24 protein-coding genes are annotated in these 21,066 nt (G+C 60.3%); 14 read left to right on the plus strand and 10 right to left on the minus strand.

Annotated features, from left to right (window positions below):
- The first annotated feature begins 198 nt into the window (after positions 1–198).
- Positions 199–336 carry a hypothetical protein gene (locus ACOYXJ_RS01640; protein ID WP_003222780.1) on the plus strand — a complete coding sequence of 46 codons (138 nt, stop codon included), beginning with the start codon at positions 199–201 and terminating at the stop codon, positions 334–336.
- A 71-nt stretch (positions 337–407) separates the two neighbouring features.
- A complete protein-coding gene (locus ACOYXJ_RS01645) occupies positions 408–1,373 on the plus strand; it encodes a M29 family metallopeptidase (protein ID WP_331695127.1) in 966 nt (321 codons plus the stop codon).
- Positions 1,374–1,503: 130 nt separating this feature from the next.
- Here the strand turns inward: ACOYXJ_RS01645 and rluB are convergent, their stop codons facing one another.
- The 6 genes from rluB to ACOYXJ_RS01675 all read right to left on the minus strand — a co-directional run bounded on the left by rluB (position 1,504) and on the right by ACOYXJ_RS01675 (position 6,538).
- Positions 1,504–2,724 (minus strand): 23S rRNA pseudouridine(2605) synthase RluB, encoded by a 1,221-nt coding sequence (rluB, locus tag ACOYXJ_RS01650; protein WP_095122761.1) that lies wholly within the window; start codon positions 2,722–2,724, stop codon positions 1,504–1,506.
- A 143-nt stretch (positions 2,725–2,867) separates the two neighbouring features.
- Entirely contained in the window at positions 2,868–3,059 is a 192-nt protein-coding gene (locus tag ACOYXJ_RS01655) for a DUF1289 domain-containing protein (protein WP_007919669.1), read from the minus strand.
- Positions 3,060–3,202: 143 nt separating this feature from the next.
- Complete coding sequence (gene scpB, locus ACOYXJ_RS01660; protein ID WP_460367560.1) at positions 3,203–4,198, minus strand: SMC-Scp complex subunit ScpB; 996 nt, start codon at positions 4,196–4,198, stop codon at positions 3,203–3,205.
- Positions 4,199–4,209: 11 nt separating this feature from the next.
- Positions 4,210–4,908 (minus strand): segregation and condensation protein A, encoded by a 699-nt coding sequence (locus tag ACOYXJ_RS01665; protein ID WP_172828192.1) that lies wholly within the window; start codon positions 4,906–4,908, stop codon positions 4,210–4,212.
- Between the two features lie 123 nt (positions 4,909–5,031).
- Positions 5,032–5,661, minus strand: a complete 630-nt coding sequence (locus tag ACOYXJ_RS01670) for an L-threonylcarbamoyladenylate synthase (protein WP_460367562.1) — start codon at positions 5,659–5,661, stop codon at positions 5,032–5,034.
- Between the two features lie 13 nt (positions 5,662–5,674).
- Positions 5,675–6,538 (minus strand): PHP domain-containing protein, encoded by an 864-nt coding sequence (locus tag ACOYXJ_RS01675; RefSeq protein WP_460367564.1) that lies wholly within the window; start codon positions 6,536–6,538, stop codon positions 5,675–5,677.
- Positions 6,539–6,625: 87 nt separating this feature from the next.
- Here ACOYXJ_RS01675 and ACOYXJ_RS01680 point away from each other — a divergent pair, with 87 nt between their 5' ends.
- From ACOYXJ_RS01680 to ACOYXJ_RS01705, 6 genes are all read left to right on the plus strand, one after another.
- The gene (locus ACOYXJ_RS01680; RefSeq protein WP_007919675.1) at positions 6,626–7,225 is read left to right on the plus strand and encodes a septation protein A; all 600 of its coding nucleotides are present in this window, start codon (positions 6,626–6,628) and stop codon (positions 7,223–7,225) included.
- A gap of 1 nt (position 7,226) precedes the next feature.
- A complete protein-coding gene (locus ACOYXJ_RS01685) occupies positions 7,227–7,526 on the plus strand; it encodes a YciI family protein (protein WP_008021382.1) in 300 nt (99 codons plus the stop codon).
- Between the two features lie 110 nt (positions 7,527–7,636).
- The gene (locus tag ACOYXJ_RS01690) at positions 7,637–8,047 is read left to right on the plus strand and encodes a translation initiation factor 2 (protein ID WP_038363742.1); all 411 of its coding nucleotides are present in this window, start codon (positions 7,637–7,639) and stop codon (positions 8,045–8,047) included.
- A 7-nt stretch (positions 8,048–8,054) separates the two neighbouring features.
- On the plus strand, positions 8,055–8,732 hold the full coding sequence (locus ACOYXJ_RS01695; protein ID WP_016987937.1) for a response regulator transcription factor: 678 nt from the start codon (positions 8,055–8,057) through the stop codon (positions 8,730–8,732).
- A 231-nt stretch (positions 8,733–8,963) separates the two neighbouring features.
- On the plus strand, positions 8,964–9,404 hold the full coding sequence (locus ACOYXJ_RS01700) for a Spy/CpxP family protein refolding chaperone (protein ID WP_460367567.1): 441 nt from the start codon (positions 8,964–8,966) through the stop codon (positions 9,402–9,404).
- Positions 9,405–9,578: 174 nt separating this feature from the next.
- Positions 9,579–10,919 carry a sensor histidine kinase gene (locus ACOYXJ_RS01705; RefSeq protein WP_460367569.1) on the plus strand — a complete coding sequence of 447 codons (1,341 nt, stop codon included), beginning with the start codon at positions 9,579–9,581 and terminating at the stop codon, positions 10,917–10,919.
- A gap of 344 nt (positions 10,920–11,263) precedes the next feature.
- Here ACOYXJ_RS01705 and ACOYXJ_RS01710 read toward each other — a convergent pair whose 3' ends face one another.
- Entirely contained in the window at positions 11,264–11,830 is a 567-nt protein-coding gene (locus tag ACOYXJ_RS01710) for a nitroreductase family protein (RefSeq protein WP_123376276.1), read from the minus strand.
- 121 nt (positions 11,831–11,951) lie between these two features.
- Here ACOYXJ_RS01710 and ACOYXJ_RS01715 point away from each other — a divergent pair, with 121 nt between their 5' ends.
- The gene (locus tag ACOYXJ_RS01715) at positions 11,952–13,406 is read left to right on the plus strand and encodes a TrkH family potassium uptake protein (RefSeq protein WP_150795335.1); all 1,455 of its coding nucleotides are present in this window, start codon (positions 11,952–11,954) and stop codon (positions 13,404–13,406) included.
- Here the strand turns inward: ACOYXJ_RS01715 and ACOYXJ_RS01720 are convergent.
- A complete protein-coding gene (locus tag ACOYXJ_RS01720; protein WP_460367571.1) occupies positions 13,363–14,424 on the minus strand; it encodes an AraC family transcriptional regulator in 1,062 nt (353 codons plus the stop codon). The genes ACOYXJ_RS01715 and ACOYXJ_RS01720 overlap by 44 nt on opposite strands.
- A 164-nt stretch (positions 14,425–14,588) precedes the next feature.
- Between ACOYXJ_RS01720 and ACOYXJ_RS01725 the strand changes: the two genes are divergently transcribed.
- Both ACOYXJ_RS01725 and ACOYXJ_RS01730 read left to right on the plus strand, forming a co-directional pair.
- A complete protein-coding gene (locus ACOYXJ_RS01725; protein ID WP_150795336.1) occupies positions 14,589–14,900 on the plus strand; it encodes an Mpo1-like protein in 312 nt (103 codons plus the stop codon).
- A 14-nt stretch (positions 14,901–14,914) separates the two neighbouring features.
- Positions 14,915–15,505: an HD domain-containing protein gene (locus ACOYXJ_RS01730; protein WP_150795337.1), complete on the plus strand. Its 591-nt coding sequence runs from the start codon at positions 14,915–14,917 to the stop codon at positions 15,503–15,505.
- A gap of 121 nt (positions 15,506–15,626) precedes the next feature.
- On the opposite strand, the gene ACOYXJ_RS01735 is transcribed toward ACOYXJ_RS01730, so the two are convergent.
- Positions 15,627–16,442, minus strand: coding sequence for a UDP-2,3-diacylglucosamine diphosphatase (locus ACOYXJ_RS01735; RefSeq protein ID WP_095122780.1), 816 nt, complete (start codon positions 16,440–16,442; stop codon positions 15,627–15,629).
- Positions 16,443–16,577: 135 nt separating this feature from the next.
- Here ACOYXJ_RS01735 and ACOYXJ_RS01740 point away from each other — a divergent pair, with 135 nt between their 5' ends.
- Both ACOYXJ_RS01740 and ACOYXJ_RS01745 read left to right on the plus strand, forming a co-directional pair.
- The gene (locus ACOYXJ_RS01740; protein ID WP_460367574.1) at positions 16,578–17,342 is read left to right on the plus strand and encodes an AraC family transcriptional regulator; all 765 of its coding nucleotides are present in this window, start codon (positions 16,578–16,580) and stop codon (positions 17,340–17,342) included.
- A gap of 183 nt (positions 17,343–17,525) precedes the next feature.
- A complete protein-coding gene (locus tag ACOYXJ_RS01745) occupies positions 17,526–18,419 on the plus strand; it encodes a DMT family transporter (protein WP_460367576.1) in 894 nt (297 codons plus the stop codon).
- Here ACOYXJ_RS01745 and ACOYXJ_RS01750 read toward each other — a convergent pair.
- Entirely contained in the window at positions 18,413–18,700 is a 288-nt protein-coding gene (locus ACOYXJ_RS01750) for an Rdx family protein (RefSeq protein ID WP_150708300.1), read from the minus strand. The two genes, ACOYXJ_RS01745 and ACOYXJ_RS01750, sit on opposite strands and share 7 nt — an antisense overlap.
- A gap of 71 nt (positions 18,701–18,771) precedes the next feature.
- On the opposite strand from ACOYXJ_RS01750, the gene ACOYXJ_RS01755 reads away from it, so the two are divergent.
- Positions 18,772–20,961 (plus strand): patatin-like phospholipase family protein, encoded by a 2,190-nt coding sequence (locus ACOYXJ_RS01755; protein WP_110720007.1) that lies wholly within the window; start codon positions 18,772–18,774, stop codon positions 20,959–20,961.
- The last annotated feature ends 105 nt before the right edge of the window (positions 20,962–21,066 follow it).

Raw genomic sequence — 21,066 nt, forward strand, 5'->3', positions numbered from 1 at the left:
GCTTGCTAATGAAAACCACGACCTAGTTTTTTGTTTTCAAATAAGAAAAACCCAGTGAAAAAACAGAATAAAAAGTCTATTTAAAAATTAAATGAATAGTTTTTTGCATTACAAAAATCCGTGAACTAGGTTCTTCACGTCTTGCCGGCCACCTCGACCGGCCAGTCACAACCGTGAAAGTCATCTAGGAGATCGACCATGCAAGCACTGGAAAAAGACTTGGATACCGAACTGCAACTGGACGAATGGTTTGAAGCACCGACCCACGAGGCAGCAGTAGAAATGATGCAAGCCGACGCGGTAGTTCCGTTCGGCACGGCGATGTGGCCTCTGTAAGACATCACCGGGCAGGCACGATCCGGCCGGTCGTGCCTGCCACTTTCTTCACGGTCAGTCAGGGAGGACTCATGGATAAGCCCCGCGCGATCTCGCATTTCCTTTACTACCTCGAACACCACCCTGCCCTTGCCGGCCTCGACTCGGCGAAGGTACTGCTCGGCCACACGGCTGATTATGAAGCGCTGACCGGCGCGATCGCCGAACAGGCTGGCGATCATCCTCGTTTCCAGTTCAGCGCCCGACGTCTGGACCTGGAAAGCACCGCAACGCTGACTTCGGCGATTACCGACAGCGATCTGTACATTTTCTTCTACGACTCTTCCACCCTGCCCAACCCACGCCCCGACGGCCCGGAATTCGTCCGCGCGCTGCAAGGCGTGATGGCAGAAAACTGGAAGAAGTCGCTGCTGTTCAAGGATTACGGTGATTATTTCTACGACACCTTCAGCGTCACTCCGCAGCGGATTGCCGGGCTCAACAGTCACCTGATTCAGCGCATGTCCCAAGCGACCACGCTGAGTTTCAAGGACGATGACGGCTCATGGTTTGAAACACCGCTGAGCAGCATCAAGAAGTGGACCGACATCAACGGTGTCGGCAACTTCGACCTCGCCCCCGGCGAAATCGCCACACACAGCGAAGCCATCAATGGCCATGTGAAGTTCAAGGGCACGTTCCTCAGCACCATTCCGTTCGCGCGCAAGTACGGCGTGCTGGAGTCGCCGCTGGAGCTGTGGATCGAGAATTCCACCATCAGCCGCATCGCCACCGAGGTGCCGGGGCTGGAGCATGATTTCAACAAGTACCTGGATGCGAATCCGTCGAATCGGCGTATCGAAGAGTTGGGGATTGGCACCAATGAAGGCGTGAAGGATTTGTATGCGCGCAATGCCGGGTTTGAGGAGCGGCATTGTGGGTTGCATCTGGGGCTGGGCGGTGGCGCTAAAGGCAGCCATCACCTGGACCTGATCTTTTCGGGTGGGGTGTTGGCGCTGGATGACAAGCCGGTGTTTGATGGGCGGTTTGTGTTTTAGGGCCGACACCTGATCGTTCCCACGCTCCGCGTGGGAACGATCGGTGTGCGCCAGACGAAAAAAAAAGCCAACCCTGAGGTTGGCGTTTCTGCTTTGGCTTGAAGCATGCCGCTAGAAGCTCACAGCTGCCTTATTCCGGTTTCTTGCGACCAAACCCCGGACGCTGACCGGAACCGGCCGGTGCACCGCGACGCTTGCCCGACGGCTTGTCGCCATCAACCAGCTTGATCCCCGGACGCTTCGGCGCAGGTTTGGCCGGACGCTTGTTGGTGGTGTCCGCTGGACGATCCGCCACTGGCGTACCACGACCGGCAGGAGCACCACGCTCGCCACGCTCAGTACGACCGTTGGCCGGACGCGGAGTGCGCTCGCCGTCACGGGCGACTGGCTTGCGACCTGGACGCTCACCTTCGATCTGCGGCTCACGGCTTGGACGTGGGCCGGTCGGCGCGCCAGCGGCTGGACGCAGAGTACGTACGCGCTCGGTCTTGGCCATCGGCCGCGACGATTTGCGCTGCATGCGCTCAAGCTTGTCTTTGCTCTTGGCGTTCAGTTGCGGCATCGCTACTGGCGTCAGGCCGACTTCAGCACTGAGGATGTCGACTTCGTACTGGCTCATTTCGCGCCAACGGCCCATCGGCAAGTCGGAGTTGAGGAACACCGGGCCGAAACGCACGCGCTTCAGACGGCTGACCACCAGACCTTGCGATTCCCACAGACGACGAACCTCACGGTTACGGCCTTCCATCACCACACAGTGATACCAGTGGTTGAAGCCTTCGCCGCCCGGTGCCTGTTTGATGTCGGTGAACTTGGCCGGGCCGTCTTCCAGCACCACGCCAGCCTTCAGACGCTCGATCATCTCGTCGTCGACTTCACCGCGTACGCGCACGGCGTACTCACGGTCCATCTCGTAGGACGGGTGCATCAGGCGGTTGGCCAGCTCACCATCAGTGGTGAACATCAGCAGACCGGTGGTGTTGATGTCGAGACGACCGATGTTGATCCAGCGCCCTTCTTTCGGACGCGGCAGCTTGTCGAACACGGTCGGACGGCCTTCCGGGTCGTCACGGGTGCAGATCTCGCCATCGGGTTTGTTGTACATGATCACGCGGCGCACCGATTCGGCCGCCTCTTCGCGCTTGATCACCTTGCCATCAATGGTGATGGCGTCGTGCATGTCGACGCGCAGACCGAGGGTGGCGTCTTTGCCATTGACCTTGATCCGGCCCTGGCTGATCCAGGATTCCACGTCACGGCGCGAGCCGACGCCGATACGGGCGAGGACTTTCTGCAGCTTTTCGCCTGCTGGGCCGATTTCCTGGTCGTCTTTCTGAATGATGTCGCTCATCTGGGCACCTCCCGGTGTGGTCTGTTCAGGCGGCGCCTGAAGCATTGAAATCTGGGTTCTCGGCCGAAGGGATCGGCGGAGGGTCGCGAATCATACGCGGATGTGCGCCGTCGCGCATCAGAGACTAGTCGATCAGGCCAAGGTTATTTCTTTTTCCGCCGACCGGCACCGCCGAGTTTGATCAGGCGCAGCGCGGCTTCGGCCAGTACGGTGCGCTTGTCGTCCTTGTCGAGTTTCTTCCAGGCCTTGATTTCGCGCTTGCTGCGGCCGCAGCCGAGGCAGATGTCGTCGGTGAACTTGCAGAGGCTGATGCACGGGTCTTTGGTGGAACTCATCGCAGTCTCCAGAAACACACAAATCCCTGTAGGAGTGAGCCTGCTCGCGATAGCGGTGTGTCAGTCAACATCTTCTTGGCAGATACACCGCTATCGCGAGCAGGCTCACTCCTACAGGGGATCGCGGCGGTTTTGAGGGCGGGTCAGTCTTCGAATTCGCGGCGTTCGGCTTCGATGGCTTCGGCCAAGGCGCGGGCTTCGGCTTCTTCTTCGCTTAGCTCCGGTTCGGGTTCTGGCGCCGGTTGTTCGAGGGCGGCGACGGCGGCCAACAGCTTCTCGCGGGCTTCGGCGACGCCAAGAATGTCCTCTTCCGGTTCGGCTTCTGGCTCAGCTTCAAGTTCAACTTCGAGGGTTGGCTCAGCGATCTGTGGCTCAGGCTCAGTCTCGATTTCTGCTTCAGGCGTCGGAACCTCACCATCCACCGCATCCCGCAGCAAATCGTCGAAGTCGGTCTTGATCCCCTCCTCCATGCTGTCCAGTTCCAGCAACAACGTATGGAAGCTGGTTTCTTCCTTCTCTTCCTCCGGCTCGGCGCTGGCGTCGGCCAGTTCCTGCAAGCCCTGCGGCACCGGCGCATCGTCGAAATCGAGTACCGGGTCGGTCTCCATCTCGCGCAGTTCAGCCAGCGGCGGCAGGTCTTCGAGGTTCTTCAGGTTGAAGTGATCGAGAAAACCTTTGGTGGTGGCAAACATCGCCGGCTTTCCCGGCACATCGCGGTAGCCAACGACGCGAATCCACTCACGCTCCAACAAGGTTTTGACGATGTTGCTGTTCACCGCCACACCGCGCACGTCTTCAATCTCGCCCCGAGTAATCGGCTGGCGATAGGCGATCAGCGCAATGGTTTCGAGCAAGGCGCGGGAATAACGCTGCGGGCGCTCTTCCCACAAGCGGCCGACCCACGGCGAAAACTTCTCGCGGATCTGCAAGCGATAGCCCGACGAGACTTCCTTGAGCTCGAACGCGCGGCCCTCGCAGGACTTGCCCAGCAGGGTCAGGGCTTTCTTGAAGACCGCAGGCTCGGGGCGTTCGCCTTCTTCAAACAGTTCAAACAGGCGCTCAAGTGATTGCGGCTTTCCCGAGGCCAACAGAAAGGCTTCAAGCAGGGGGGCCAGCTCGCGGGGTTCAGTCAGGTTCATGTTTCGACTCGTTATTCGGCTCGGGCTCGCACGTGGATCGCGGCGAACGGCTCATTCTGCACCAGCTCGACCAAGGATTCCTTGACCAGTTCAAGGATCGCCATAAAGGTCACTACCACACCCAGCCTGCCCTCTTCGGCGGTGAACAGCTCGACGAACGGCACAAAGCCGCCGCCCTTGAGCCGTTCCAGCACATCACTCATGCGCTCACGGGTCGACAGCGCCTCGCGGCTGACCTGGTGGCTTTCAAACATATCGCCACGGCGCAGCACTTCGGCCATGCACATCAAAATCTCTTCCAGCGCGACATCCGGCAACAGCTTGCGCGCCCGGGCTTCCGGGGCGTCGAGCTTGGGCACGATCACATCACGACCGACCCGGCTCAAGCCGTCGATGCCTTCGGCGGCAGCCTTGAAGCGCTCGTATTCCTGCAAGCGGCGGATCAGTTCGGCGCGCGGGTCGTCTTCTTCGTCTTCGACGGTTTCGGCGCGCGGTAACAGCATGCGCGATTTGATCTCGGCGAGCATCGCGGCCATCACCAGATACTCGGCGGCCAGCTCCAGACGCACCGACTGCATCAGCTCGACATAACCCATGTACTGGCGGGTGATTTCCGCCACCGGGATGTCGAGGATGTTGATGTTCTGTTTGCGGATCAGGTACAGCAGCAGGTCGAGCGGGCCTTCAAAGGCTTCGAGAAAGACTTCCAGCGCATCCGGCGGGATGTACAGGTCGAGCGGCATTTCCATGACCGCCTGGCCATAGACCATGGCAAACGGCAGCTCTTGCTGAGCGCCGGCCTGGGGATCGACAACGGATTCCACTGCGGACATTCAGGCCTCGACCATGAACGGCGTCGGATCGCCGCAACCGACGCGGATCACTTCCGGGTCATCGCCGGTCAGGTCGATCACCGTGGAGGCCTTGATGCCGCCGAAGCCGCCATCGATGATCAAATCCACCTGGTGCTCGAGCAACTGACGCATCTCGTAAGGATCGCTGAGCGGGTCTTCTTCGCCGGGCATGATCAGGGTCACGCTCATCAGCGGCTCGCCAAGTTCGGCCAGCAGCGCCAGCGCGATCGGATGGCTTGGCACGCGCAGGCCGATGGTGCGCTTCTTCGGATGCAGCAAAAGACGCGGCACTTCGCGGGTGGCGTTCAGAATAAAGGTGTACGGCCCCGGCAGATGCGCCTTGAGAATACGGAAGGTGCCGGTGTCGATCTTGGCGTAGTTGCCCAGTTGCGACAGGTCGCTGCAGATCAGCGCGAAGTTGTGCTTTTCATCGAGCTGACGCAGGCGACGCACGCGCTCGATCGCGGTTTTGTCACCGATCTGGCAACCGATCGCATAGGAAGAGTCCGTGGGATAAATCACCACCCCGCCCTTGCGGATGATCTCGACCGCCTGTTTTATCAGGCGCGCTTGCGGGTTTTCCGGATGTATCTGGAAAAATTGACTCACATTCTCTACCTGTTCAGACGGCGGCAATATCTGTGTCATGTTTGAACCGACACCACAGGGGTGGAAGGTCCTCGGGAACCGGCCGGTACTGGCCGATCTCGGACCAGCCGCCAGGGCCATGGAAGTCACTGCCGGCGCTGACCAGCAGACCGAACTCACGGGCAAGGATTGCCAGGCTGCCGACCTGTTCCGCAGGCTGATGGCCATTGACCACCTCGATTGCATGCCCGCCTGCTTGAATATAGTCGGCAATCAGCTTTCGGCGCTTGCTGCGGGTGAAATCGTAGTGCCACGGATGCGCCAGGCTGACCCAGGCACCGGCGGCTCGCAGCGTACCGACGGTGTCTTCCAGCGTCGGCCAGTGCAACTTGACGTCGCCGAGCTTGCCAGCGCCGAGCCATTTGCGGAATGCCTCGGCGCGATCCTTTACAAACCCTTCACGCACCATCCAGTCGGCGAAATGCGGACGGGCCGGCGCATTGCCGCTGTCGCCCAGTTCCTGCTGGACTTTCCGGGCGCCGTCGAGGGCGCCGGGCATGCCTTTAAGGGCGAGCTTGCGGCTTATTTCTTCCGACCGCAGCCAGCGGCCATCGTGCAACTTGGCAATCGCCTCGACCAACGGTGCCGCATTAACGTCGAAACCGTAGCCCAACACATGAATGGTCGCGCCGCCCCAGGTACAGGACAATTCGACGCCGTTGACCAGTTGCATGCCCAATTCATTGGCGGCCGTACGCGCTTCGGCGAGACCTTCGAGGGTGTCGTGGTCGGTCAACGCCAGGACTCGCACGCCGTTTTCGAACGCACGCGCAACCAGAACCGCAGGCGCCAGGGCGCCATCGGAGGCCGTGCTATGGCAGTGCAAATCAACATTCACGGGGAGTTGTAACCTCAAATCAGCTGGCGCTATCGCGCGCCCATATGTTTGTTATTATGCCGCCACATCCAGCTTCTGGCTCTCACTGTGAAACAATTCATCGATTTCATCCCGCTTCTGCTGTTCTTCATCGTTTACAAACTTGATCCACGGGTCGTCGACATCGCTGGCCATGAAGTGACTGTAGGCGGTATTTACAGCGCCACGGCGATGCTGATCATCAGTTCCCTGGTGGTGTACGGCGCGTTGTTCATCAAACAGCGCAAGCTGGAAAAGAGCCAATGGCTGACCCTGATCGCCTGCCTGGTGTTCGGTAGCCTGACGCTGGCCTTCCACAGCGAAACCTTCCTTAAATGGAAAGCGCCGGTGGTCAACTGGCTGTTCGCCGTCGCCTTCATCGGCAGCCACTTCATCGGTGATCGCCTGCTGATCAAACGCATCATGGGTCACGCGCTGACCCTGCCGGATCCGGTGTGGACCCGCCTGAACATCGCCTGGATCGCTTTTTTCCTGTTCTGCGGAGCCGCCAACCTGTTCGTCGCCTTTACCTTCCAGAGTTACTGGGTGGATTTCAAGGTGTTCGGCAGCCTGGGCATGACCCTGGTATTCCTGGTCGCACAGGGCATTTACCTGTCGCGTCACCTGCACGATGCCGATACCACAACAACACCAAAAACCGAGGACTGACATGCTCTACGCCATCATTGCCACCGACGTCGCCAACTCGCTGGAAGCACGCCTGGCCGCGCGCCCTGCGCATCTGGAACGCCTGCAAGCGCTCAAGGGCGAAGGCCGCATCGTATTGGCAGGCCCACACCCGGCCGTCGACAGCAATGATCCGGGCGCAGCGGGTTTTACCGGCAGCCTGATCGTCGCCGAATTCGATTCGCTGAGTGCTGCGCAAGCGTGGGCCGATGCCGATCCGTACATCGCCGCTGGCGTCTACGCCAATGTGCTCGTCAAGCCGTTCAAGCAAGTCCTGCCGTAACGCTATCCCCACGCGATGAACCTTCTCGGTTCATCGCGTTCTCAATCGCTCATTATTCTCGTTTGCCTGCCGACAACCTGCCCAATATCCATTTGGAAACAGGTGTCGCGATGCGCAAGGGTCCGTTGTGTCTGATGTTGGTCACGTTGTCGATCATGGCGCCCGCCCATGGTGAGGAAACCACCGAAGGCGGCAGCTCCACGCCATTGTCGTTAAGCGCCGGCAGCCAGATCACCGAGTTGCAGCAGCGCCTCAAGGCCAGCGAGCAGCAGCGGGAAGAACTGAGCAAACAACTGCAAAATGCCGACAATACCCGCGAAAGCGCCCAGCTTGCCCGGTTGCGCCAAGAGAACCAGCGCCTGAAGCTGCAACTCAAGGAAGCCCAGGCCAGCCCGCTGCCGCGTCTGTTGACTGATCAGCAGCAGTGGTTCGTCACGGGCGCCGGAGTAGCGCTATTGGCGCTGCTCTGCGGTATCTTTGCCAGTGGAGCAAGCCGAAAACGTCGGCAATGGCTAAATTGAGTGAGTCATGAGCGAGCTGTTATTGATTGATGATGACCAGGAGTTATGCGAACTCCTGAGTAGCTGGCTGAGCCAGGAAGGCTTCCATGTGCGCGCCTGCCACGATGGCCAGAGTGCGCGCAAGGCCTTGGCCGAAACGGCTCCGGCGGCAGTGGTGCTGGACGTGATGCTGCCCGATGGCAGTGGTCTGGAACTGCTCAAGCAACTGCGCAACGACCACGCCGACCTGCCGGTGCTGATGCTCTCGGCCCGTGGCGAGCCGCTGGATCGCATCCTCGGCCTGGAACTGGGTGCCGACGATTACCTGGCCAAACCGTGCGACCCGCGCGAATTGACCGCCCGCCTGCGCGCCGTATTGCGCCGCAGCCATCCGGCGGCAGTCTCGACGCAACTCGAACTGGGCGATCTGAGTTTCAGCCCGGTGCGCGGCGTGGTCAGCATCGACGAGAAAGAACTGACCCTGACCGTTTCCGAAAGCCGTCTGCTCGAAGCGCTGCTCAAACAGCCGGGCGAGCCGCTGGACAAACAGGAACTGGCGCAGCTCGCCCTCGGCCGCAAGTTGACCCTGTACGACCGCAGCCTCGACATGCACGTCAGCAACCTGCGCAAAAAGATCGGCCCGCATCCCGACGGTCGTCCACGGATCGTCGCCCTGCGCAGTCGCGGTTACTTCTACAGCCTCTGAACCGCGCCCATTCCCACTGTAGGAGCTGCCGAAGGCTGCGATCTTTTGATCTTGTTTTTAAAAGACAGATCAAAAGATCGCAGCCTTCGGCAGCTCCTACACAGGGTATGTGTAAGGCTGGACGCGAAGCGTCTTTACCGAAGCTTTACGCAGTGCTGACCGCCGCTGACCTTGATCTCCGTAATCTGAACTCATCCGGAACGTACCGGGAACGAGACAAGGAGATACACCATGCGCAAGACTCTTATCGCTCTGATGTTCGCTGCCGCTCTGCCAACCGTCGCCATGGCCATGCCGCAAGACGGCGGCCCGATGGGTGGCCCGCTTGACGGCCCACGCCACGGCGGTCAGATGCACGGCAAAGGCCCGTACAGCCAACTCGACCTGTCCCGCGAACAGCGTGAGCAGATCCGCAAGATCATGGGCGAGCAGATGCACGAGCGTAAGCAAGTGGTCGACAAGTATCTGGAAAAACTCTCGCCGGCTGACCAGAAAGCCATGAAGGACGAGATGGCGGCCAACCACAAGAAAGCCGAGACCGATGTCCGCGCGCTGCTGAAACCGGATCAACAGAAGAAATTCGACGAGATCCAGAAGAAACAGGCCGAGCGTCGCGCCGAATGGGCCGAGTTCAAGGCGTGGAAAGCGCAACAGCCGCAAAAGGCGCAATAATGTTCTGACCCCGGACTCGACGGCTAAACACCGTCGGGTCTTTTTCCACCGATCCAATGTAGGAGTGAGCCTGCTCGCGATAGCGGTGTGTCAGTCAACGGATACTTGTCTGACTCACCGCTATCGCGAGCAGGCTCACTCCTACAGGGATTTGTGTTTGATTGAGGATTTTCTGTGCGTTCATTGTTCTGGCGTATTCTCGCGAGCTTCTGGCTGGCCATCGCTCTGGTGGCCGGGTTGTCCATTCTACTCGGGCACATGCTTAACCAGGACGCGTGGATCCTCAGCCGCCATCCAGGCCTCAACACCCTCGCCGGCGAATGGACACAAACCTACGAAGCTCAGGGCGAAGAAGCCGCCCAGGACATTCTCGAACAGCGCAAACGCCAATATCACATCGACGTCCAGGTGCTCAACGAATCCGGCGACCCGGTGGTGCGTGGCACCTTCCCGCGCCGCGCCGCCGCATTTGAGGCACGGCAAAACAATGATGACCGGCGCCTGCCCTGGCGGCGCCTGACCGATGAGTTCACCAGTGAAAAAACCGGTGACACTTACCTGTTCATCTACCGCATACCGCACCCGGAACTCGACTCCTGGCACCGCGAAAGTCTGCTTTGGCCACTGAGCGCTCTGGGCATCGCGCTGGTGGTGCTGACCCTGTTCAGTTTGCTGGTGACCTTCTCCATCACCCGCCCGCTCAGCCGTTTGCGCGGCGCGGTGCATGATCTGGGGCAGACCACCTATCAGCAAAACAGCCTGGCGAAACTGGCCAACCGTCGCGATGAGTTCGGCGTACTGGCCAACGATTTCAACCGCATGGGCGCACGCCTGCAAAGCCTGATTGGCAGCCAGCGGCAGCTGTTGCGCGACGTGTCTCACGAATTGCGCTCGCCGCTGGCGCGGTTGCGCATTGCCTTGGCACTGGCAGAGCGGGCCAACCCCGAAGAACGCGAGAAACTCTGGCCACGGCTGACCCGTGAATGTGATCGGCTGGAAGCGTTGATCAGTGAAATTCTGGTATTGGCGCGAGTCGATGCTGACAATGCCAGTGCTGAAGAGGTGGATTTGAATGCGTTGCTCGGCACGTTGCAGAAGGATGCGAAGCTTGCATCGCCCGAGCAGATTGTCCGACTTGATGCCGAACCGCAGTTGAACCTCAAGGGCTGGCCGACCATGATCGAGCGTGCCGTCGATAATCTGCTGCGTAATGCTCAGCGGTTCAACCCGGAGGGTCAGGCGATTGAAATGCAGGCTTCGCGTCAGGGCGAAAAAATCATCGTCAGCGTGCGCGACCATGGGCCAGGGGTGCAGGCCGAACATTTGAGTCAGTTGGGCGAGCCGTTTTATCGCGCGCCGGGGCAGACGGCGGCGGGACATGGTCTGGGCCTGGCGATTGCGCGGCGAGCGGCGGAGCGTCATGGTGGGAGTTTGATGCTGGCCAATCATCCGCAGGGCGGGTTTATTGCGAGTCTGGAATTGCCACTGGTGCCTGGTGCCGTTGTCCAACCCTAAAAGCCACTCTCACCCCAGAAAAGCCCCTCACCCCAGCCCTCTCCCGGAGGGAGAGGGGGCCGACCGAGGTGTATTGCGTCAGACATCGACCTGGAAAACCGAGTCGATTATGGATTCGACAGAACCGTAATCCGAGTCGACTATAGATTCGACAGAGCGGTAATCCGCGTCGACTATAGATTCGAAAGAACCGTTTAATCCGAGTCGATTATGGATTCGACAGAGCGGTAATCCGCGTCGATCTGGATTCGGCAAAGATCGCTCAGGTCGGCGTACCTCTTGAGCATCCCCCAATCAGTCCCCTCTCCCCCCGGGAGAGGGTTAGGGTGAGGGGCTTTTGATCTTCAGGCCTTACCCGGCCAAGCGCTGACGAACTCAGCCAGATCAACCTTCTCCGCCACACGCGGCTCCTTCTGCGGCGTGCCGAGGTACAGGAACGCGATCACTTCTTCACCTTCAACCAAGCCCAAACCTTTGGCCACGTGCTGCGAATAAGCCAGATCCCCCGTACGCCACACCGCACCAATCCCCTGCGCATACGCTGCCAGCAAAATCCCGTGCGCCGCACACCCGGCAGCGAGCAACTGCTCAGCCTTAGGATATTTAACGTGCTCCTGCAATTTGGCGATCACCACAACCACCAGCGGCGCGCGCAGCGGGCCGTTGCGCGCCTTGTCGATCATCGCTTCGGTGACTTCGCCTTCCTGCAGCTGTGCAGCCTCGGCCAGCAACTCGCCCATTTGCTCGCGCGCTGCGCCTTCGACGGTCAGAAAGCGATACGGCTGCAAATGCCCGTGATCCGGCGCGCGCAACGCTGCGCCAAACAGGGCTTCGCGCTGCTCGGCAGTGGGGGCCGGTTCGACCAGTCGTGGAACGGAAACACGGTTGAGCAACGCGTCGAGAGCCTGCATCGGCCACCTCCTGAGAAAAATGTGCGGCTATTCTAGCTTCATCTGCCAACAGGATGCCGGTTTACATGCCCTGCCCCACGGGTAGAATGGCGCCCTTCCCACATCAGCCCGAGCGGACTTCATGGCGTTGCCGACCTTACGGATCATTGGTTTCATCATCGGCATCTTCCTGATCACCCTGGCCGTGGCCATGGTCGTGCCCATGGCCACTCTGGTGATTTTCGAACGCACCAGCGACCTGCCGTCGTTCCTCTGGGCGAGCATGATCACCTTCGTCGCCGGCCTCGCGCTGGTGATTCCCGGCCGCCCGGAACACATTCACCTGCGCCCACGTGACATGTATCTGCTGACGGTCAGCAGTTGGCTGGTGGTGTGCATCTTTGCCGCGCTGCCGTTTCTGCTGACCCAGCACATCAGCTACACCGACTCGTTTTTCGAAAGCATGTCGGGCATTACCGCGACCGGCTCGACCGTGCTCAATGGCCTCGACAACATGTCCCCCGGGATCCTGATGTGGCGCTCGTTGCTGCACTGGATCGGCGGGATCGGCTTTATCGGTATGGCGGTGGCGATTCTGCCGCTGCTGCGTATCGGTGGCATGCGCCTGTTCCAGACCGAATCCTCGGACCGCTCGGAAAAGGTCATGCCGCGCTCGCACATGGTGGCGCGGCTGATCGTGGCGGCTTACGTCGGCATCACCATCCTCGGCAGCCTGGCGTTCTGGTGGGCCGGGATGAGCCCGTTCGACGCGATCAACCACGCGATGTCGGCGATTTCCACCGGTGGTTTCTCGACCTCCGACCAGTCGCTGGCCAAGTGGACGCAACCGGCGGTGCACTGGGTGGCGGTGGTCATCATGATTCTCGGCAGCCTGCCGTTCACCCTGTACGTGGCGACGTTGCGCGGCAATCGTAAGGCGCTGATCAAGGATCAACAGGTGCAGGGTTTGCTCGGCATGTTGCTGGTGACCTGGCTGGTGCTCGGCACCTGGTACTGGTGGACGACCAACCTGCATTGGCTCGATGCGCTGCGCCACGTGGCACTGAACGTGACGTCGGTGGTCACCACTACCGGTTTTGCCCTTGGCGACTACAGCCTGTGGGGCAACTTCTCGCTGATGTTGTTTTTCTATCTGGGCTTTGTCGGCGGCTGTTCCGGGTCGACGGCGGGCGGGATCAAGATCTTCCGTTTCCAGGTCGCCTACATCCTGCTCAAGGCCAACCTTAACCAACTGATTCACCCGCGTGCGGTGATCAAACAGAAGTACAACGGCCACCGTCTCGACGAAGAGATCGTCCGTTCGATTCTGACTTTTTCGTTCTTCTTCGCCATCACCATCTGCGTGATCGCCCTGCTGCTGTCGCTGCTCGGCGTTGACTGGATGACCGCACTGACCGGCGCCGCCAGTACCGTGTCCGGCGTCGGCCCGGGCCTGGGTGAAACCATCGGCCCGGCGGGCAACTTCGCCACCCTGCCGGACGCGGCGAAGTGGATCCTGTCGTTCGGCATGCTGCTCGGTCGACTGGAGATCATTACGGTGTTTGTGCTGTGTATTCCGGCCTTTTGGCGTCATTGATTGCACTCGGCGCCTGCAACAACCGCGCCCGGTAATCGCCGGGCGTGGTGTCGAACCAGCGGCGGAACGCGCGAAAGAAGTTGCTCGGATCGGCGAAGCCCAACAGATAAGCGATTTCCAGCAAGGTCATGCGCGGTTGCGCCAGATACTGCTCGGCCAATTCGCGGCGCGTGTCATCGAGCAACTGCTGAAAACTGGTGCCCTCCTCCTGCAAGCGCCGCTGCAAGGTACGCTGCGATAAATGCAGGGTTTGCGCCACGGTATCGCGCTTCGGTTCGCCTTGTGGCAGCAACCGGCACAGCACCTGTCGCGCCTTGTGGGTCACGCGGCTTTCGGAAAATCGTGCCAGATACTCCCCGGCAAAGCGGTCATGCAACAGCGCCATCGCCTCGTTGGCCGTAGGCAACGGGGCTTCCATGTCGGCCCGCTCGAAAATCAGCGCATCGTAAGGCGCGTTGAACATCAGCGGTGCATGAAAGGCTTGTTTGTAGGGTTCCAGGTCGTCGGGTTCGGCGCCCTGCACCAGCACTTTGACCGGATGCAGCGTGCGCCCGGTCAACCAGCCGCACAGGCCCAGCGCACAGGCCAGCGAGGCTTCGGCGCTTTGCCGGGTCGGCGGCAGATGGTCGCCGTGCACGGTCAGAATCAGCGCATAACCTTCTTCCAGCAGACGGAAGCTCAGGTCGGCGCTTTCGGCGATAATCCGCTGATAACGCACCAGCCGCTGAAAGCCTTCGGCCAGCGTATTGCTCGACATCAGTGCATAGCCGGCGACATGAAACGACGCCGGGCGCACCACTTTACCCATGTTCAGGCCGATCGCCGGATTGCCGGACAGCTCGACCGCCCGTTGCCAGAGTCGGGTCATGGAATCTTGCGGGAAGCGCGCATCCGGATCATCCAGAGCCGTGTAATCAAGCCCCAGCTGCTTGAACAGAACCCGGCAATCCAGGCCGTCCATCTCCAATGCTTTGACAATCCCCATCGCCCAGCTTGCAGAAGTCGTTCGTTCGCTCATGGCGTTTTTCTTTTACATGAGGGGCCGCATGCTACGGCCTGATTTGCCAAGGATACTAAAGTGGCGCCGATTGTCACTGGCCCACGCCAATGATCACTCTAGACTCAAATAAGCTACCCGCAGAACAACTCGTCGCCAGAACAATAACCACAGAGAACGCGGTCGTGGAAAACATCAAGCATTTCAGCAGCTTCGCTGAGTTCTATCCGTATTACCTCAGCGAACACAGCAACAGCACCTGTCGGCGCCTGCACTTCATCGGCACCACACTGGTGATTTTCATTCTGGCGATGACCATCGCCAAAGGCGCCTGGCTGCTGCTATTGGCGGTGCCGCTGGCCGGTTACAGCTTTGCCTGGGTCGGGCACTTCTTCTTTGAAAAGAACCGACCGGCGACTTTCCAGCACCCGCTGTACAGCCTGCTCGGCGACTTCGTCATGTACCGCGACATGATTCTGGGTCGCGTGGCGTTCTGAATGAGGGTCAGCCAATGAATGCCAATGCCCGCTTCACTCACATGAAGGACGGTACGCAGGAAGACTGGGCGATCATCGCCGCAGATTTCAGTGCCTACGCCAAACAGTTGCCCTCGCGGATCATGACTCACCTGAAATTGCTCGAAGGCGATTTCGGCGGTTTTCCGGTGGATCGCCTGACCCACTCGCTGCAAACCGCGACCCGCGCCTTTCGTGACGGGCGCGACGAGGAATACGTGGTTTGCGCGTTGCTGCATGACATCGGTGACACACTCGGCTCGTATAACCATCCGGACATTGCTGCGGCGATTCTCAAGCCGTTCGTCAGTGCCGAGAATCTGTGGATGGTCGAGAAGCACGGGGTGTTTCAGGGTTACTACTTCTTTCATCACCTGGGCATGGATCGGCATCTGCGCGAGCAGTTCGCCGACCATCCGCAGTATCAAGCGACCGCCGAGTTCTGTGCCAGATACGATGCGGCGGCGTTTGATCCGGGCTATGACACGCTGCCGTTGAGCTTTTTTGAGCCAATGATGGAAAGGCTGTTTGCGCAGCCGAAGAACTCGATTTACAAAGCAGCGATGGAGGAACGCAGCCCGGCCTGAGAACACCACAATCCAAAATGTGGGAGCGAGCCTGCTCGCGAATGCGCAGTGTCAGGCAGTAAAGCTGTGCCTGATGTATTGCATTCGCGAGCAGGCTCGCTCCCACAGGGTTCTCTTTCGTTCAGGCGAGTTCGGCGACTTTGGCCGCTTTCAGCTCCGCCTCGCGCGCCTGCGCATCCGCCAGTCGATACAACTCGATCGTGCCATCCCAATGCTCGATCAACGCCGTGCACGACTCCACCCAATCACCGCAATTGAGGTAATCCACTTCCCCCACCTTGCGGATCTCGGCATGGTGAATGTGCCCACACACCACGCCATGCAACTCGCGCTTCACACATTCATGGGCGATGGCTTCCTCAAAGTCGCTGATGAAACTCACCGCGGTTTTCACCTTGTGCTTCAGGTACGCCGACAACGACCAATAGCCGTAGCCATACCGCGCCCGCCAGTGGTTGAGCCAGCGATTTAGGGTCAGGGTGAATTCGTAGGCGGAGTCGCCAAGGAAGGCCAGCCAGCGGTGATAACGGGTGATGACATCGAACTGATCGCCGTGAATCACCAGCAGATGCCGACCGTCTGCGGTGACATGCACCGCCTCGTCGACCAGTTGGATATTGCCCAGAATCAGCTTCGAATACCGCCGCAGGAATTCGTCGTGGTTGCCGGTGACGTAGATCACCTCGGTGCCGCGCTTGCTCATGGTCAGCAAACGACGGATCACGTTGGTATGCGCTTGCGGCCAGTACATGCCGCCGCGCAGTTTCCAGCCGTCAATGATGTCGCCGACCAGATAAATCCTGTCGGCATGGTAGCCCTTGAGAAATTGCGACAAGTGCTCGGCCTGGCAATCGCGCGTGCCCAGGTGCACGTCGGAGATCCACAGGGTTCGCACCCGTTGTTTGCGACTGGGTCGGGCGAGCTCGGCGCTGGTCATGGGCAACCCTCTGCGATGTTTTCGCCACTCTGCGCTTGTCCGGTTAATCGACCATGACAAGCGTGAGTCAGTCGTGTGACAACGCATCCGGCGTGCGCCGGTGTAGACTGGCGATCACTTCGGAGACAACCTGCCATGCGACCGATCCTCACCCTGCGTCAGTACACCCACGATTTGATCGTGCATAGCCACGAGCACGCGCAATTGGTGTTCGGGTTGTCCGGTGCGCTGGATTTCGAGGTCGAGGGTTGTGGCAGCCAAGTGCGTCAGCAGAGCTTCGTGGTGATTCCGTCCGGCGCTCATCATGCCTGCGGCAGTCCCGACGGCAGCCGCTGTCTGGTGCTGGATATTCCGGACGGGCAATGGGTGACAGATTCCTTGGGCGAGCATGCCGATGCAAGTCGCCGCTTGCTTGACCAGCCCGCGCGCCTGTCGCTGGACTCGGGGCAAAGCCAGTTGGTCAGCTGGCTGGCGAACAGTCCGGTCAGCGATCCGTTGATCGCGCAACAAGGCGCGGTGTTGCTGCTGGCCAGTCTCAATCACGCGCAGCCTGGAGAACTCGTCGCGCGTCGCCTGCCCTACGCCGCGCTGGATGCGCACATCGAGCAATACGCCGCTTATCCGCTGCAAGTCGCCGATCTGGCGCGCGTGGCCGGGTTGTCCAGCGCGCGCCTGCATGCACGGTTCATGGCCGAATGCGGGCAGACGCCGATGGATTACATCCGCAGTCGGCGCCTGCATCTGGCGGTGCAACTTCTGCGCGACACTGCGCTGCCGATTGGCGAGATTGCCAGTCGCGTCGGATACAGCTCGCAAAGTGCCTTCTCGGCCGCGGTCCTACGTGAGTTTGGTGCATCACCCGGCCAGCTTCGGCGCGATTCCTGCAACAAAAGACGATAGTCTGCCGACAGACTTGTAGGCCGAGACGCGGTTCAATGGACTAATTGATCGTTCCCGCGCTCCGCGTGGGAATGTAGCCCGTGACGCTCCGCGTCACTGGACGCAGAGCGTCCCTAGAGGCATTCCCACGCAGAGCGTGGGAACGATCAATCACAAGAAACCGTGTCTGGATTAAGGAATGCAATGACTCCGCGTACCGCCCTCGGCGCTCTGCATATTGGCGCTTTGATGTTTGGCCTGACCGGTGTGTTCGGCAAACTCGCTGCCGCGTCCCCCGCTGTGATCGTCTTTGGTCGCGCAGCTTTCGCCGTGCTCGCCCTGGCGTTCTTCGCTCGTTTCGCCAGCCAGAGCGGCTGGCAGAAACTGCAGGCCGTGGACTGGCGCCGCCTCGCCCTCAGTGGAGTGCTGCTGGCCGGGCACTGGGTGAGTTTCTTCATTTCGGTGAAAGTTGCTGGCGTCGCCATCGCCACCTTGGGCTTTGCCAGTTTCCCGGCCTTCACGGTGATTCTTGAAGGGCTGATTTTCCGCGAACGCATCCGCGCCAATGAAATCATCCTCGTCGTCTTGGTGACGGTTGGTCTGGTGCTGGTCACCCCGGCGTTCGATCTGGCCAGCGGCGCAACCACCGGCCTGCTCTGGGCAGTGTTGTCGGGCCTGCTGTTCTCGCTGCTGTCACTGACCAACCGCGCCAGCTCCGGGCGCATCCCGGCGGTGCAGGCGGCGTTGTGTCAAAACGTCGTGGTGGCGCTGTGTCTGCTGCCCGTTGCAGCACCGCAACTGAGCGAAGTGCGCGCACTCGACTGGCTGTGGATTGCGCTGCTCGGAGTGTTCTGTACCGGCGTCGCGCACAGCCTGTTTGTCGCCAGTCTGGCGGTGATCAAGGCGCGAACGGCGGCGGTAGTGTTCGCGATGGAGCCGGTCTACGGCATCACCGTCGCCTGGCTGTTGTTCAACGAAACCCCGACGCCGAAGATGCTGCTCGGCGGCGCGTTGATCATTGTCGCCATCGTCGTGTCGGCGCGGATGTCAGGCCATGCCGACAAGAAAACCGTCGCCGCCGAGGCCGCGTCTCACTGAGTGCGGTCGTTGTGGCCGAGGTCGCGCTCAGGGTCGATCTGATCACGAACCCGCTGTTTCAGCACCTTGGCCTCGGGAAACCCACCGTCTGCCTTGCGTTCCCAGATCTGCACGCCGGCGCAGGTGATGTGAAAGACCCCGCCAGTGCCCGGCACCAACGAGACTTTGCCGAGGTCATCGGCAAAGGTGCTGAGCAGTTCCTGCGCCAGCCACGCGGCGCGCAGCAGCCACTGGCACTGAGTGCAATAGGTGATGACAACTTCTGCTTTTGCGACAGTCATGTTTGCTGAAACTCCTGAGACAGAGGGCGCCGCTATAATAGCCGGCTTTAACGCTTGCCCCGAGACTCACAATGCGCCGTCTGTTGTTCTGCCTGCTGCTTGGTTTCCTTCCTCTGCTTGTCCATGCCAGTGAGGCGCCGCGACCGAAAGTCGGTCTGGTGCTGTCCGGCGGCGCGGCGCGCGGATTGGCGCACATCGGCGTGCTCAAGGCGTTGGAAGAGCAAGGCATCAAAATCGACGCGATCGCCGGCACCAGCATGGGCGCAGTGATCGGCGGTCTGTACGCCTCGGGCTACAAGATTGATGAACTGGAAAAACTCGCGCTGAACATCGATTGGCAAGCCGCATTGTCCGACGCCCCGCCGCGCGAAGACGTGCCGTTTCGGCGCAAGCAGGATGACCGCGACTTTCTGGTCAAACAGAAGCTGAGCTTTCGCGACGACGGCAGCCTCGGCCTGCCACTGGGCGTGATTCAGGGCCAGAACCTCGCGCTGCTGCTGGAAAGCCTGTTGGCGCACACCAGCGACACCCGCGACTTCGACAAACTGCCAATCCCGTTCCGCGCCGTCGCCACCGACATTTCCAATGGCGAAAAAGTGGTGTTCCGCAAAGGCCACTTGCCGCAGGTGATCCGCGCGAGCATGTCGATCCCGGCGGTGTTCGCCCCGGTCGAACTCAATGGCCGGCTACTGGTCGACGGCGGCATGACCGACAACATTCCCCTCGATGTCGCGCGGGAAATGGGCGTGGACGTGGCCATCGTCGTCGATATCGGCACCCCGCTGCGCAATCGCAAACAATTGACCACCGTGGTCGACGTGCTGAACCAGTCGATCACCCTGATGACCCGCAGTAACTCCGAAGAACAACTGGCCGCGCTGAAATCCTCCGATGTGCTGATTCAGCCCGCACTGGCGGCGTTCGGTGTCACCGATTTCGGCAAGGCTCAGGAGATGATCGACGCCGGTTACCGGGCGACCCGAATCCTCGATGCGCGCCTTGCTCAGCTCAAGCCCGACGAATCCCAGGATGCCGAACTCAATGCCGCGCGCTCGCCGGGGCAGCGCACGCCGATCATTACCGCGATCCGCGTCGAGAACGACTCGAAAGTCGACGACGACGTCATTCGTTACTACATCCGCCAGCACATCGGCGAACCGCTGGATCTGGGCCGACTGCACTCGGACATGGGCACCTTGTATGGCCTCGACTACTTCGAGCAGGTGCAATACCGCGTGGTGCACAAGGGCCAGGATCACACCCTGGTGATCAGCGCCCGGGGCAAGCGCAGCGGCACCGATTACTTGCGGGTCGGCCTCAATCTGTCGGACGACATGCGCGGCGACAGCGCCTTCAACCTCGGCGCCAGCTACCGCATCAACGGCATCAACCGCCTCGGCGCGGAATGGCTGACCCGCGCGCAAATTGGTGACAAACAAGAGCTGTACACCGAGTTCTATCAACCGCTGGACGTCGGTTCGCGCTACTTCGTCGCGCCGTATGCTTCGTTCGAAGCGCAGAACGTTGAAGCCGTGCTCGACAACGATCCGATCGCGCAGTATCGCGTCGAGCGCTACGGTTTCGGCCTCAACTTCGGCCGACAGATCGGCAACAATGGCGAAGTACGTTTCGGCGTCGGTGAGGCGTGGGGCAAGGCCGATGTACGCATTGGCGATCAGGATCTGCCGAGTGAAAACTTCAACGAAGGTTTCTATGCCCTGAAGTATTCCTACGACTCACTGGATAACGTGTACTTCCCTCACGAAGGCAAGGACGTCAGCCTGACGCTGACGCAGTTTGAACCGGGCCTGGGGTCGGACACGCGTTATCGGCAGTGGGACTTTAAAATCGACAAAGCCATGAGCCATGGCCCGGACACGCTGATTCTCGGTGGGCGCTACGGGCGCACGCTGGATGATGCCAACGTGGTGACCTCAAGCTTCCTGCTCGGCGGTGCGCGACAGTTGTCGGGTTTCCGTGAGGACGCGATTTCCGGACAGAACATCAGCCTGATGCGCGCGGTGTACTACCGCCGTCTGACGCCGCGCTCGTATCTGCCGCTGGACTTCCCGCTGTATGCCGGCGCCTCGCTGGAGCGTGGGCGGGCGTGGAACAACGACAATGAGTTCGACAGTGGCTACATCAACGCCGCCAGCGTGTTTATCGGTTTCGACACACCGCTGGGGCCGCTGAACTTCAGTTATGGGTTGAATGATGCGAATGAGCAGGCGGTTTATCTGAATCTGGGGCAGACCTTCTGATCAAGGCGCCTGACAATCCGCTATCGCGAGCAGGCTCACTCCTACATTTGAATGCGTTCCCCTGTAGGAGTGAGCCTGCTCGCGATAGCGGCATAAAATACACCG

The organism is Pseudomonas sp. Tul2A7 (assembly GCF_054790505.1).

Coding starts and splice junctions, on each gene's coding strand:
- ACOYXJ_RS01640 (WP_003222780.1), top strand. CDS start 199: ATGCAAGCACTGGAAAAAGACTTGGATACCGAACTGCAACTGGACGAA.
- ACOYXJ_RS01645 (WP_331695127.1), top strand. CDS start 408: ATGGATAAGCCCCGCGCGATCTCGCATTTCCTTTACTACCTCGAACAC.
- rluB (WP_095122761.1), bottom strand. CDS start 2,724: ATGAGCGACATCATTCAGAAAGACGACCAGGAAATCGGCCCAGCAGGC.
- ACOYXJ_RS01655 (WP_007919669.1), bottom strand. CDS start 3,059: ATGAGTTCCACCAAAGACCCGTGCATCAGCCTCTGCAAGTTCACCGAC.
- scpB (WP_460367560.1), bottom strand. CDS start 4,198: ATGAACCTGACTGAACCCCGCGAGCTGGCCCCCCTGCTTGAAGCCTTT.
- ACOYXJ_RS01685 (WP_008021382.1), top strand. CDS start 7,227: ATGCTCTACGCCATCATTGCCACCGACGTCGCCAACTCGCTGGAAGCA.
- ACOYXJ_RS01690 (WP_038363742.1), top strand. CDS start 7,637: ATGCGCAAGGGTCCGTTGTGTCTGATGTTGGTCACGTTGTCGATCATG.
- ACOYXJ_RS01695 (WP_016987937.1), top strand. CDS start 8,055: ATGAGCGAGCTGTTATTGATTGATGATGACCAGGAGTTATGCGAACTC.
- ACOYXJ_RS01700 (WP_460367567.1), top strand. CDS start 8,964: ATGCGCAAGACTCTTATCGCTCTGATGTTCGCTGCCGCTCTGCCAACC.
- ACOYXJ_RS01710 (WP_123376276.1), bottom strand. CDS start 11,830: ATGCAGGCTCTCGACGCGTTGCTCAACCGTGTTTCCGTTCCACGACTG.
- ACOYXJ_RS01715 (WP_150795335.1), top strand. CDS start 11,952: ATGGCGTTGCCGACCTTACGGATCATTGGTTTCATCATCGGCATCTTC.
- ACOYXJ_RS01720 (WP_460367571.1), bottom strand. CDS start 14,424: ATGAGCGAACGAACGACTTCTGCAAGCTGGGCGATGGGGATTGTCAAA.
- ACOYXJ_RS01730 (WP_150795337.1), top strand. CDS start 14,915: ATGAATGCCAATGCCCGCTTCACTCACATGAAGGACGGTACGCAGGAA.
- ACOYXJ_RS01735 (WP_095122780.1), bottom strand. CDS start 16,442: ATGACCAGCGCCGAGCTCGCCCGACCCAGTCGCAAACAACGGGTGCGA.
- ACOYXJ_RS01740 (WP_460367574.1), top strand. CDS start 16,578: ATGCGACCGATCCTCACCCTGCGTCAGTACACCCACGATTTGATCGTG.
- ACOYXJ_RS01745 (WP_460367576.1), top strand. CDS start 17,526: ATGACTCCGCGTACCGCCCTCGGCGCTCTGCATATTGGCGCTTTGATG.
- ACOYXJ_RS01750 (WP_150708300.1), bottom strand. CDS start 18,700: ATGACTGTCGCAAAAGCAGAAGTTGTCATCACCTATTGCACTCAGTGC.
- ACOYXJ_RS01755 (WP_110720007.1), top strand. CDS start 18,772: ATGCGCCGTCTGTTGTTCTGCCTGCTGCTTGGTTTCCTTCCTCTGCTT.